Source organism: Rhodoluna sp. KAS3, assembly GCF_026000575.1.
Lineage (GTDB): Bacteria > Actinomycetota > Actinomycetes > Actinomycetales > Microbacteriaceae > Rhodoluna.
This window is the reverse complement of sequence record NZ_AP026910.1, coordinates 115947-128649: the sequence shown is the minus strand read 5'-3', so window position 1 is coordinate 128649 and position 12703 is coordinate 115947. Positions and strand designations below refer to the sequence as shown.

Below are 12703 nucleotides of genomic sequence, written 5' to 3'. Positions count from 1 at the left end.
GCACCTATTGTGGCAGACCCCACCGATAACCTGGCGCCGCACAAGCCCAAGACCTTCGGTCTACCCGAATATTTGCCTAGCGGATCAAGGAAGAACACTCAACATAAGTAACGGCCAACACCGAAGATATGTCCGGACTACGCCCATTATTGTGCGCTCAGAGCATAACAACAATTGGCGTGTCTGGGCTAATGTTGTTGTTGGGGGACACGGAAAAGAACCATCGATAGAGAGATTGTCCCCCGCATGAACGAGAACCAGAGCACCAGCAACCCACTTGACCACCTAGCAGTGGCCCTAGACATCGTGTTGCAGAGCGACTCACTAGCCGACGCCTGCCGCCGTGCCGTTCTTGCCCCAGGAACCAACAACGTGTTCCGCGGAGCCCACATTCTCAGCCTTGACGTAAACGGCCAGCTTGTACCTGAGGCATACTTTGGCGCCGAGCTACCGACCAACTACCTTGAGCACGCCATGAACGCCGTGATCACCCGCAACCTAGAGTTTGCTGCCGAGACCGACACCACCGCAGCCACCATCTCGATTCCAATCATCAACAACGACATTCCAGAAGCTGTTGCTGTTCTCGTTATGGAGGCAGGCACCACCGAGCAATACATCAGCCCAGAGATTGTGCCGCTGATCAGCAAGGTTGCTGGCTACCACCTAGACGAAAAGCGCGCCAGCAAAGAAGGCCGCGTTCAGACATTTAGCGGCAAGCCTTCGGTAGAAGAAATGAGCACCCGCCAGGTAAAGGTTTTGGAGTTTATGGCCGAGGGCCTAACCAACGCAGAGATTGCCCGCCGCCTATTGCTGAGCGAGTCAACCGTGCGCCAAGAGTCGGTAAAGATCTACCGCTGCCTGAACACCGACAACCGCCAAGAGGCAGTTGCTCAGGGCCGCGCTTTGGGGCTTATCTCAAAGATTCAGCAAGCGAACTAGCTCTTAGCGCCAACAGCCTTCAGCAGGCGCTCTATCTGGGCGTCTTGGTGGGCAAGGTGCTGCTGCAACTGCTCTACCTCGTGAAGCAGCGCTGTGGCGTCTTTATAGGTGGCCTCGGCTCTAATCTCAGCCTGACGGTTCATTTGGTTCTGGCCAACAATAATCACCGATACCAAAACCAGCTGCAAAAAGGTTTGGGCAATCCAGTCAACAATCACTCGCACATCACCCGTAGCAACCGCTGCCGGCAGGCTGATTAGAGCCAAGGCCGCAAAGGCATAGGCCGCCCACATACTTCCCACTCGTTGCGTGATCCACAATCCAATTCGGTTGTTTAGTCCACGGATGTGGCTGTGGGTTGGCAAATGCTCGCGCTGTGATGCGTGTGGGTGCTGGGTGTATGAATACTTGTCCATGGTTCAAGGGTAGTGAGGCAAAGAGAAAACCCTCGGCTCTTGCGAGCCGAGGGTCTTCTGTGGAGCCAGGTAATTACTTGATAGTAACCAACTTGGTTAGAACAAGCGTTCCACCAACGTAGATGGTTACGGTGCGGTTGCCCTTTAGAGCAGCAATCGCAACAGACTTCTTAGCAGCGGTACCGGTGAAGCTGGTAACGAACTTGCCAGAAACCTTGATAACAACCTTCTTGCCAGCTGCGTTGGTAACTGATGCAAAGAACTTGCCAGTGGAACCAGAAGCAGCAGCAGTTGCAACTACAGGAGCAGCGCCGACGGTGACGACCTTGCTAGCCTTCACATCGATGTTGTCGCCAGTGTCAGTTGCGCTAATAGTTCCGTTCGCAGCACCATAAGTTGCTGTTAGGGTAGCGGTTCCTGAATCGTAGGTGCCTAGCAGAACGCGAACAACGAACTTGCCGTTTGCGTCGGTTTCAACTGGAAGCGATCCGACTAGTAGACCTGGGCCATCGTAAGTCACAACAAGACGAGCGTCAGTAGCGTCAAGTGCAGTAGCACCTGCTGCTGCGGTTGCATCCTGGTCGGTGTCTACAGGGTTGCCGTAGACATCAGTAAGTACACCTGTGATGGTTAGAGTTCTACCTGGCAAAACCGTTGCCGGAGCATCAATTGCGATTGACTTGCCTGAACGAGCTGCAGCACCAGTGAAGGTCACCTTTCGGGTAGCTGAAACACCATTTGAAGTCACGGTAACAACTGAATCCGACGCTGCCTTGGTTGAATAAGCATCTACCGAGAACTCACCCGAAGCGTCAGCCACAAATGTGATTGACCCAAAGGCATAAACGCCACCGGTTGAGAACAGGATTGATGAGTCACCTGAAATAGTTACAAGTGCGCCCGCACGAACAGCAGCTGTGGTTGCGTTTGCAACACGACCAGTGACGGTGACTGCGTTTGTGTAAGTAGGGACAGTTGAAACTGAAGATCGAGCGTCGAGCGCAACAGTTGCCGCAGCCGCAAGAGCGTCTGAGTCATCGGCTGTGCCTGAACCGTAAACGGTTGCTCCGTCAACATCAAGGGTGATTGCGTCAGTCTGAGTCAACAAGTTGGTGGTGTAGGTAACAGTGTCAGCTGCACCATCAGAGTTTCCATCGTTTGTTAGGTCCTGAGCGGTCCAGGTGCCTGAAACGTCCTTCTCGAGGTCAATTGCCGTCGAGATGGTTGTACCTGCTCCCACAGCGCCATCGGCAACTGCGACAGTGGCTGCACCAGCAGTAACTGTTGTGTAAGTTGTTGACACGGTGCGACCAGTGTTGGCAACCTTTAGTCGGTATGAACCGGCAAGTGGCTGCTTGAACTGGTCAGCAATCTTGAATGAGAATGACTGTGAACCGCCAACGGTTGTTGAACGAGTCACATCACTGTAGGCATTAGCAACTGCTGCATCGTAAAGAGTTGCGGTTGCGTTATCCCAGGTAATTGCATACGCGGCCTGAGCTGTGTTTGTAGACACATTTTGAGCCTGAATGGTCAGCGTTGCAGCGTCGGTAGCAAGAGCCGAAGTTGTTGAAACTACGAAAGTTACTACGCCATTTGCATCGGTCAATTCCTGGTCGCTAGTTGCGGTTGCGTTTACCTTGATAGTGCCGGTCGCCGCACTCAAAGTAGCGGTTACCGGGATACCAGCACCCACGAGCTTAGCCGGAGACGAGTCATCGTAGATCTTGGCAGAAACAGTTAGAGACTTGCCGGTGCGAACTACAACTGCGGTCGCAGAAGCTGCGGTTTCGTTTGCAGCGGCAGCGTTGTCCACAGTTGCAGCGACGGTTGACTTGACGTCAGCAGCCTGGGTAGAGCCTACGGTTGCAGATACAGCCGTCGCAATTGCATCAGAACCGATGTAAGGACGTGCTGAGTAGGTTCCAGCGAACACAACATCGTTTGCGTTAGTGTCGGCAAGGCCAGCCCAAGGGGTGTTTGCTGCAGACTGTCCGGTGTAAGCGGTCGCAACCCACAACTTGTCAGTTGAGTTCCAAGCCGTTGAACCGGCAAAAGGAGTTGTGGTGTCCGAAGCTGCAAGGCCGGTAGTGGTTGATCCCTGACGAGTGAACTTGACTGAAATGTCATTTGCAGACATCTGTGAACCGTTTAGCTCTGGGGTCGTTGCCACCTTCGCTACAAGCGATGAATCTCCAAGAGTCGGCTGAGTCCAGGTAACAGTTCCAGTTACTTCTGTGCCCTTCTTGAAAGTAACAGTGCGTGTAGGTGAAACATACTCAGTTGAGTCGATGTCGCCATCAGAGTTTGCATCAACCCACGCAGTTACGTCAACGGTACGGGTTGTGGTGCCACCGACGGTCAAGACAAGTGTCTCGTCTGTTGCTGAATCAGCAACGGCCGAGTTAACTACGAAGCTATTGCTTGAATCCCAAGCCGAGTGTGCAAACTCGATGTCGTCATCCGCAACCATCGCTTCTGCAGTGTTCGCAGTTAGAACGTCAGTCTGGAATGTGAATGTTGAGTTGGTCGCGTTTGTTGCTGAAACAATCGTGTAGAAACCTGCAGCAACGTCTGCACCAGTTGTAGTAACGATATCCGTTACCAAATGAACGCGGTCACCAGCGGCGAAGTCTGCTGAAGCGTCAGCAGTGTCGGTAATGGTAACGAGACCAGCAGAGTCACGGGCGATAGTATCGGCGGTGTCAGCAGCAAAGGTGTCTGTGCCTAGACCAGTTGAGGTTGTTGAAACGTCAACAGTCTTGTCAGCGTCGGTTACAAGGAATTTTACGTTTCGTCCTGTGCCCGCAACTGAAGATGCCTCGTTCGCTGTAAGTGAGAAGGTCTTACCTGCGCCAGCAACTACGGCGTACGCAGTTCCTGTTGTAGGCGCGAGTGATACGAATGATGTGTCCGCAAGACCTGCAGCTGATGCCGGAGCAACAGCTGAGATCGAGAGAGCAACCAACGCACCGAACGCCGCACCCTTTAGGGTTAGGTTCTTAGACATGTATGTCTCTTTCTTTCTTGGTTTATTCCCCGAAAATCCTTATGACCCCCGGATTGGAAATCTCAATGCCGGCCAACCAAGCAGGCGGGCACAAGAGACCTCACACTCTAGGTAACTAGACAGGACTACTGGCGTCACGGTGCTGACGCGAGGTCTATTCGGACATAGCCGATTGCTGTCCGGACTAAAGACAATGTATGACTGACCCCTCACCTATGGTTAGTACTACATACTTATAAATAAGACCTTGGGGGAGGTCCTCTATGACTACGTTTGGGGAAGAGCCGGCTGTTGACTTTGCAACAGTTGAGCAAGTACTTGACGCTTTACTGAAAAGTGAGAACGCAACTGAGTTTTGTCGCGCCATTGTTCACTCAGAAATCACTGTCACAACAGTTCAGGGTTGCCAGATCTTTTTACTCGACAACAGCAGCAACCTAGTTACTGTTGCTGGGTATGGGCTCAGCTATGAAACTGAGCGCCAAGAAATTTCAGCCTGGGACCAAAACCCTCTTTCAGAGTGTGTGCGATCAAAGACTTATGTATTTGCTGACGCCAAGTCTGCACCCCAGCCAGTCATCGCGATTCCCCTGCTTCGCGATGCAATTCCGGTCGGATGCCTTGCACTCGTTCTCAATGACTCAGTAAAGGCTCTTCCGATTCATGAACGACTCATCCCGATCCTGGCCAAACTCGGTGCCTACTGCCTGACCACCATGGCCTTCCCTCAGGCAAAGACCATGCACCGCGAGACCAATGGCGAGGACCTCACCTCACGCCAAATCGAAATCCTTGCCCACATGGCAGAAGGTTTGGTCAATGCCGAAATTGCAGCAAAGTTGATGTTGAGCGAGTCAACTATTCGCCAAGAAACCGTTCGCATTTACCGTGCCCTTGGCGTACCAAACCGAGCAGAGGCCGCCAAGAAAGGCCGTGCGCTTGGCTTGATTCGCCGAGCCGCCCAGCACTAATTACGCCAACAGGCATAAAAAACTGCCCCAGCTCATTGAGCTGGGGCAGTTTTCTTTTACAGGGGTAAAACTACTTGACGATTACAACCTTGGTTGACGACAACTTGCCGCCCACGAAGATTGTGATGGTCTTGGTGCCCTTTGCAGCAGCAACAGAAATTACCTTCTTAGCTGCGGTACCGATGAAGCTCTTTGCGAACTTACCGTCTACCTTGACAACAACCTTCTTGCCTGCAGCGTTAGTTGCTGAAGCGAAGAACTTGCCGGTTGAACCAGATGCGGCTGATGAAGCAACTACTGCAGCGTTGATGGTCTTGGTCGCAACAACAGCAGCAGTGGTGCCTGCACCGTCAGCGTCGTAGGTTGCAGTTACAACACCGGTACCGGTCTCATTCGCACCAAGGATGACGCGGAATGAGAATGCACCAGAGGCGTTGGTCTCGGTGATCGATCCACTTGCTGGAACAACGATTCCAGGGCCTTCGTAGGTCACTGAGAGGGTCGAGGTTGAACCAGTGGTGGTGTCAACAACGTTGCCGAACTTGTCCTTGACCACACCAGATACAACGAAGCTGGTGCCTGGGCCTGCGTTAGCAGGAGCAGTTAGCTCGATTACAGTACCTGAGGTCTCAACAGCCTTTGAGAATACAACTGAAACAGTTGAAGTTACTGAGCCGTTTGAGATGGTTAGGGTCTTGGTGCCGGTGGTGTTCGAAGCAACGAAGATCTCAACAACTGTTCCCTGAGCAATCTTGGTTGCTGAATCAGCGGTAACAGCAGCGCCGTCGATTGACAAGAAAGTGCCTGCAGCAGATGCAGTTAGCTTCTCACCAGCGTTGGTGCCGGTCAAAGTTACCTTTGCCCAAGTTGCGTTTGATACTGACGGAGCTGCAAGGTCAGCGAGAGCTGATGCAGTTAGCGGCTGGCTTACAACAGTTGTTGATGGAGCAGCGTTGTTGTAGAGAGCCACTGCAGGAGCAACTGAGAACGAGTAAGCAGCTGCACGAACCTTGATCACGCGGTTAGCAACGTCAGTGCCGTTGGCTGCCCAGGTGATGGTTCCGTTGGTGTTGGTGCTTACCTCTAGATCTGCAATCACGGTGACATCTGCGGTGTTGTCAGTGGTTGGAGTTACAGAGAATGCAGCCTTACCACCTGAAACAGCGATGTACTGAGTTGCTGGAGCGGTACCTGAGGCTGCAGTTGCTGAGACTACAAGGCGCTCGTTGGTGCGAGCTGAAAGCACGCCGAACTGGTCCTTGATGCTGTAGTTGAAGCTTGCAGCAGCGTTCTTGTTGGTAGCAACGATGGTTGATGCTGCATCGTCAGAGACGGTGTAAACAGCGTCACGCTGAGTTGCAACAACAGCTGAGCTTAGGTTCTGTGCAGCGAAGGTGACAGTAACGGTCTGGCCGTCTACTAGACCGAAGCTTGAAACAGCAACCGCAGCAAGGCCTGATGCATCAGTAGTCAAAGCGGCTACTGCAGCGTTCAAGGTTGCGTTGGTGGTGTACTTGGTGCCGTTGAAGGTAACGCTGATCTCAGTTACACCAGTTGAAGCTGGGCGAAGATTTGCGCTGGTTGCAGCAGAAGCTGAAACTGAAACGCCTGACTTGGCAGCTGGGGTGGTTGCGCGGTCAAATGCCTTGACCTGAGCTGTAAATGAGCCGTTGGTACGAACAGTTGCAGCAGTGTTGGCAACCATGGTGGTAGCTGCGGTTGCAAGTGAGTCGTTGCCCTTTAGAACGTTTGAAACCAAGCCAACAGTGTCGCTAATGGTGCGGGCTGATGCAACAGCTGAAGCAGCTGAACCTAGAGCAGTTGTACCGATGTATGCCTGAGCAGTTACAGCCTCAGATGCAGCGAGAGCGTTAGCAGACAGTGACCAAACGCCAGAGGCTAGCGAACCTGCAGTTGCAGATGCGATCTGGGTGCCAGCGGTGAACTTCACGGTCTCATCAGAAAGCTGTTCGATGTTTAGGTCTCCCCAAGCAACGGTTGCCTTCAAGCTGGTGTCGCCAGTTGCAGGAGCAGTAAGAGTCACGGCAGGAACGATGTCTGCAGCCTTCTTGAAGTTAACTGTGCGGACGGTGTTCCATTCGCCAGAAGTTAGAGCACCATCGTTGTTTGCGTCAACGAATGCGGTTACCTCAACAGCTGAGGTGGCGGTGGTGGTTACAGCAGACAGACCCAAGTATGAGACGTCGGTGGCTGCAGTAGCGGCACCAGCAACAGCTGCTGAGGTGGTGCTGATTGCCTGAGCAGATGCGCCTGAAACAGCATTTGCAAGGCCAGTGACGGTGTTCTGAGCAGCAAACTTAACGGTTGAGTTTGCATCAGTCTTTACTAGGTACTTCAACTGTGAATATGCAGCAGGAGCAAATCCTGGAGCAAATGTAGTTGAGAGGGTGAACTGCGCACCTGCGATGGTGTTGTATGAAGTACCAGCTGATGGAACTACGTTGATCTCTCCCGCTGCAAGTGCTGGTGAACCAGCAACTACAGAAGAAGTAAGAGCAACTAGTGCACCAAAAGCTAGACCCTTACGAGTCAAGTTCTTAGACATTTTGTCTCTTTCTAATCTTGGTTATAAAACCGACCCCCAATTGAGATCAGCCGAGATACCTGCCACACCAAGCAACCAAGCAAAATGGTGAAAAGGACCTCATGAGTGTTAGCGCGCAGTAGTCCGGACTATTACGGTTGTTGTCCGGATTTGTCTTTTTTCTTTTGGCATACTAGCTGACGGCAAAATGAGCGGCTTTTGGAGCGGAAATTTACGCTGGGTTTGCTCGAGTCAGGGGCATGGCCGTTCAAGTGCCGGGCGCCACCCCAGAAGCGAGTTACTAGCCGAGAAGGTCTAGGTGGGTTGAGACCACCGCGGTGCGCTCTTTGTTGACAACGAGCTCAATGCGAATGGTGCCCTTGGCAAGCTTGCTGTCGTTGACAATGGCGCCACTGCGATCGGTGATCTTGTCGATTGCGCCATAGAACACGATGTGCTGCTGACCAGCTGCATCGATGCCAGAGATGACCTCAATTTGAGTGGTCTTGGCCAGGTAAGGCAGGGCATCAACCAAGAAGTAGACGTCTACATTTGAGAACTGGTTGTCACCGCTGTAGTCAAAAGTGAACTCTGCATAAATGCCCTGGCTGGCAGAGGCAATGTAGTCACCCGAAAAGTTGACACCCTGGATATCTGGGCGAGAGTTTGCCAGCAAGAAGACAACCTCTGACTTGCTTGAGTCAAAGATTGCAGCTTCGGCCGCCTGAGTGAATGGACTTTCGCTCACACTTGGGCTAGCACTTGGGCTTGCGCTCTCGGTTGGTGCACTCACCTTTGGAAGGCTGATCACGGTTTCGATGACTGGCACCGGCTGCGTGATTGGCTCAGTGGTTGGGTCTATCGGTGTTGAAGATGCTGAAGGTGCTGCCGACTGGGTGTTGTTGCCAGTTGCGTCTGGGCTAGTGACTGATGGGGTCTCGACCTCGGCAAGGTTTTGCTCTTGGGTGCCACGGCCGCCAACCTGAATGAATGCGCCAACGGCAAGCATTAGGAACAACGCAAAGACCATGGCCTGAGCGCCAACCTTTTTGGCGTCATGGGCTGCCTTGCGAGCAGCAACCGAGAGGATGGCTGCGGCAGACATTCCGTTGGTGTTGACGTCGTCACCCAAAAGCGCCTTCTTAAAGGCAGAGCGGGCACGGAAGATTAGCTGGCGCGTTGCGTTCTCGGAGAGGCCGACCTGTGCCGCAATTTCATCGGTGGTCTTTTCTTCGTAGATGCTGGCCAATAGAACCTCTCGGTGGCGAGGGTTTAGCTTGCTGAGGGCAAGGCGCAAAACCGCAGCGTCATCTTGCTGTTCTAGGTAGCTAGAGATCTCAGGGTCGGTGCTGGCAGGTTCGGCAACATCGTCAATGCTGGCAAGGTAGGCCTTGCCGCTGGCGCGGATTACGTCGAGGCAAAGTAGGCGGGTCTTCCATTTGAGAAAGCGCAATACGCCGATCTCAGAGTCAAGCTCTGGAAGGCTGACCATTAGGTAAAGGAATGCGTCTTGAACGACTTCGTCAACCTGGCCCTGGTTGTTTAGAAAGCGGCGAGCGTGACGCTCTAGGTGTGGGCGAAAGCGGGTGTAAATGCTTGAGAAGTCTTGGGCAGACCATTCAGCCAGTTTGACCGGGCGGCCATCAGGGCCTGCAGCGCGGTCGCGGGTTACGACGTAACCAAAGTCTTCGTCAGACTCTTCGTCGAGCATTGAGTCAAACGGGTCTTCTGGAAGGTTTGCGTCTTCTGGATTTTGGTCAGGGCGTAGCGGTGTTACGTCGGACATAACTCGCTCCCCCCGGTGCATTTGATTACCAACAGTTTAGGTCAGTATCGAGTTATACGCCATTTGTCCGGATTTATTACGGTCGAGGTTGAAAGTTGAAGCGTTGCTACTTTTTGGCGGTGTCCTTGGTGCCGGTCAATTTGATCTTGATGGTCTTTTTGCTGAAGGTAAAGTTGTTGGCCGAGAGCTTCAACCAGCCGTCTGATTCACTGATAAGCGTGGTTGCCGCAGACTTTGAACCTTTCTCGTTTATGACACTCACAGACGCTCGAATCGGCGCACTGGTGAATCCGTAAAGGCACCTTGCAACATCGCTCCGCATGACCAAATCGTAAGTTCCTCGGCTAAGCGACTTGCCGCCAGGCAAGTAGTGCATGCCCGCCACCTGGTAGCTGAGGTTGCCGCCACTAAAGGTTGGGGTTCCGCCCTCGTAAACAGTCGCGTTAGTGGTCACAATCCCCAGCAATCTGGTCTTGCTTTTCATGCACGAATTGAGCTTTGGGCTGGGTCGTTCTATGCTCGCAAAATTCCAAATTCTGTTGACGTCGTCTGCCGTGTCATTGGCGATTTTCCTTAGTAGTTCGAGGGTTGGGATGCTGCTGGCACTGTTTGCTGGAATACCCACGGACTGAGCTCTTCCGGAATCAATTGCGTTCCACGTGCCACGAAAGATTGAGGTTTGCCTCAGCGCCGGTGTGGCGTTGCTTTTGGTCATTACAGCCTGCACTGTTGCAACTGCCACAGGTTCTGCCGTGACAGTGATTACGTTATCCGTGTCGCTAAGTGTTTGAATGTCGATCTCGGGGGCGGCTAAGCGTCCACTCAGCCAGCCTGTCACCTGTTCGAGACCCTGATTCTGATGCTGATGCGCGAATCAGCTGCAAAATTGTGGGCACGACCACAGTTGCCCTGATAGACGTACTCACAATTGGCGGCTATGCCGTTGACTCCCACAGTGTTGCGCGAGCCGAATTTTTTCTCAACGACCTCAAGATCCGAAAACATGGGGCTGCGCTTATTAACTACAGGTGAGACACCAGCCCCAATCGAAGTGAAGACCGCCTTGCCATTTGAAACACGAAACGCCAGCCGTGCGTAGGCAATGTAAGTTGAATTGCCGCCGGTGTGATTTACCCCTTCGGCGTTCCAAAGACTTTTCGTGGAACCCTGCGGGATGAGTGCATCGGGATATGCAGGAGTCGTAGGGCCAGGCAGTTGCTCAACAAATGTTGCCGGCACCGGCTTGGTTCCTTTCGCAAATACGCTCACCGATTCGATGCAGTTGCTTTCATCTGCCCGACACTTCGGAAGCAGGAGCTCACCGACCACACCGTACCCTGAGCCGGGGGCACACTTGCCCTGCCCGACCACTTCACACAGAAAAGCGCCAGAATTTGCCCCTGACTCTTTGTTTGCGCTAATAATGGAAACGCCGATTCCTGTGCCCCCTTCAAAAATGTTGACAGCACCGCTTCCAGGTTTCGGTATCGGCGGGGTCCAGAGCTCATCTGCTTGAGCAGGAGATATTGTTGCGAGCAAAACTGCCAGGGAAGACGCGAATGCAAATGAGGCTCTAAATCGGAGGGATTTCACTGGCTACTTCTTCGGCTTGATTTTCTTGGTGATCTTGACCTTGATGGTCTTTTTGGAGAAGGTGAAGTTATCAGCCCTCAACGATATCCAGTCACCCTTGCTCGAAACAATTTCCGTGGCTACATCTTTGCGGCTTACCCCACTGACTGAAACTGATGCCGTGATCGGAACTTGGCTGAGATTAAATAGGCATCTGGCCACACTTTTTCTCATAATTAGTGAGTATTGACCCTTAAAAACCGTGGATTTATCTGGCTGATAGTGCATGCCGGCTACCGTATAGCTCAAGAATCCATTCTTCATTTGTGGTGGGTCACCTTGATAAATCAGAGAGTTGGTACTGACCATGCCCAAAAGATTGGATTTGTTTGCAAAACATTTCTGGAATGGCCCTTGCCCCGCTGATCCAAAAGACCAAAGACTTAATTGCCCAGTGGCTGAGTCATCAGTTTGCTCACGAACAGCGTCGAGGTATACCGCCGCCTCAATATCCGTGCTTTGAACTCCATAGAACCCAGGTTTAAGGCCATTTTTCCTAAATTGCTGAGTCAGCGCTGCACTGGAGTTCGCGCCGACAGAAATGTTCAAATCTTGGACGATAGTTGGATTGGCTGAAACTGTGACCGTGGTTGCACTGCCTTTAGTAGATACGGCCAAGTCAGGTTTAGCTAGGTGCCCATTGAACCAACTACCAAGTCTCGAATTATCGAAAACAAGGGAGAGTTGAAGTCTGGTTTCCGGTGAAAATTCGACGCGCCCGTAACAAATATCCTTTTCGGCTAGGTAACAGCCCGTTGGCGGAGCACTGCCGGCAACTAGGTTTTCTCCAGTAACTCGATCTTTAGTGTTAAATTTTGTCGAAGGCTCTGCGCCAACAAGTTCTTCAACTTTCACGGGGACGATTGAGGTACGAAAATCAAGCGTTTCGAAAACCCCACTGCCCTCAAGCCGCAGGGAAAAATGCGAACTTACAATGTAGGTATTTGCGCCAGCCGAGTTGGGGACATCAGGAATGACCCACAGGCTAGCGGTCGCTCCCATGGGTAAGCCAAATCGAGCATCCGGTTGCACTGTGCTTCCCGCCAGGTACTTGACAAAAACTGCGCGAGATTCCACTTCCCCTCTAAGACCAGCCACTGATTCGATGCAATTTGATTTTGAATCCCGACAGACCGGTGCTGTTATGTCGGCTCGAAAACTTCGATTTGAAGCTAATTTGCAGTTAGCTGACCCGATTTTTTTACAGAGGTAAGTGCCGAGTGGTTCCGCTCCTGAGTTTTTGCTGGTTTCGTTTTTCCAGTATGAAAATCCCATCCAAGAATCGTTTGACCCTGCAATTCCGTCAATCACTGCAATACCGACGGGTTCGGAAGCAGACGCTGGCTGAAGTGCAAAAGCCACCAATACCAGGGAGATCAAGCTTGCAAAAATATTCACTGG

General features: G+C 52.3%; 9 protein-coding genes. 2 read left to right on the top strand and 7 right to left on the bottom strand.

What is annotated here, in order from left to right; translation table 11 throughout:
* Nucleotides 1–246 precede the first annotated feature (246 nt).
* On the top strand, nt 247–942 hold the full coding sequence (locus tag OO731_RS00620) for a LuxR C-terminal-related transcriptional regulator (RefSeq protein WP_264890269.1): 696 nt from the start codon (nt 247–249) through the stop codon (nt 940–942).
* On the opposite strand, the gene OO731_RS00615 is transcribed toward OO731_RS00620, so the two are convergent.
* Together OO731_RS00615 and OO731_RS00610 are read right to left on the bottom strand one after the other, a co-directional pair.
* A complete protein-coding gene (locus OO731_RS00615) occupies nt 939–1358 on the bottom strand; it encodes a DUF1003 domain-containing protein (protein WP_264890268.1) in 420 nt (139 codons plus the stop codon). The genes OO731_RS00620 and OO731_RS00615 overlap by 4 nt on opposite strands.
* A 73-nt stretch (nt 1359–1431) precedes the next feature.
* Nucleotides 1432–4368, bottom strand: coding sequence for a hypothetical protein (locus OO731_RS00610; protein WP_264890267.1), 2937 nt, complete (start codon nt 4366–4368; stop codon nt 1432–1434).
* 263 nt (nt 4369–4631) lie between these two features.
* Here OO731_RS00610 and OO731_RS00605 point away from each other — a divergent pair, with 263 nt between their 5' ends.
* Nucleotides 4632–5339: a LuxR C-terminal-related transcriptional regulator gene (locus tag OO731_RS00605; protein WP_264890266.1), complete on the top strand. Its 708-nt coding sequence runs from the start codon at nt 4632–4634 to the stop codon at nt 5337–5339.
* Between the two features lie 70 nt (nt 5340–5409).
* Here OO731_RS00605 and OO731_RS00600 read toward each other — a convergent pair whose 3' ends face one another.
* The 5 genes from OO731_RS00600 to OO731_RS00580 all read right to left on the bottom strand — a co-directional run bounded on the left by OO731_RS00600 (nt 5410) and on the right by OO731_RS00580 (nt 12700).
* Entirely contained in the window at nt 5410–7905 is a 2496-nt protein-coding gene (locus tag OO731_RS00600) for a hypothetical protein (protein ID WP_264890265.1), read from the bottom strand.
* A gap of 280 nt (nt 7906–8185) precedes the next feature.
* Nucleotides 8186–9670, bottom strand: coding sequence for a sigma-70 family RNA polymerase sigma factor (locus OO731_RS00595; protein ID WP_264890264.1), 1485 nt, complete (start codon nt 9668–9670; stop codon nt 8186–8188).
* 106 nt (nt 9671–9776) lie between these two features.
* Nucleotides 9777–10154: a hypothetical protein gene (locus OO731_RS00590; RefSeq protein ID WP_264890263.1), complete on the bottom strand. Its 378-nt coding sequence runs from the start codon at nt 10152–10154 to the stop codon at nt 9777–9779.
* Between the two features lie 350 nt (nt 10155–10504).
* Nucleotides 10505–11263: a hypothetical protein gene (locus tag OO731_RS00585; RefSeq protein ID WP_264890262.1), complete on the bottom strand. Its 759-nt coding sequence runs from the start codon at nt 11261–11263 to the stop codon at nt 10505–10507.
* 3 nt (nt 11264–11266) lie between these two features.
* Nucleotides 11267–12700, bottom strand: coding sequence for a hypothetical protein (locus OO731_RS00580; protein ID WP_264890261.1), 1434 nt, complete (start codon nt 12698–12700; stop codon nt 11267–11269).
* Nucleotides 12701–12703 lie beyond the last annotated feature (3 nt).

Excerpts from the sequence above, each read along its gene's own strand:
- OO731_RS00620 (WP_264890269.1), top strand. The coding sequence starts at position 247 with ATGAACGAGAACCAGAGCACCAGCAACCCACTTGACCACCTAGCAGTG.
- OO731_RS00605 (WP_264890266.1), top strand. The coding sequence starts at position 4,632 with ATGACTACGTTTGGGGAAGAGCCGGCTGTTGACTTTGCAACAGTTGAG.
- OO731_RS00610 (WP_264890267.1), bottom strand. The coding sequence starts at position 4,368 with ATGTCTAAGAACCTAACCCTAAAGGGTGCGGCGTTCGGTGCGTTGGTT.
- OO731_RS00590 (WP_264890263.1), bottom strand. The coding sequence starts at position 10,154 with ATGAAAAGCAAGACCAGATTGCTGGGGATTGTGACCACTAACGCGACT.
- OO731_RS00600 (WP_264890265.1), bottom strand. The coding sequence starts at position 7,905 with ATGTCTAAGAACTTGACTCGTAAGGGTCTAGCTTTTGGTGCACTAGTT.
- OO731_RS00595 (WP_264890264.1), bottom strand. The coding sequence starts at position 9,670 with ATGTCCGACGTAACACCGCTACGCCCTGACCAAAATCCAGAAGACGCA.
- OO731_RS00615 (WP_264890268.1), bottom strand. The coding sequence starts at position 1,358 with ATGGACAAGTATTCATACACCCAGCACCCACACGCATCACAGCGCGAG.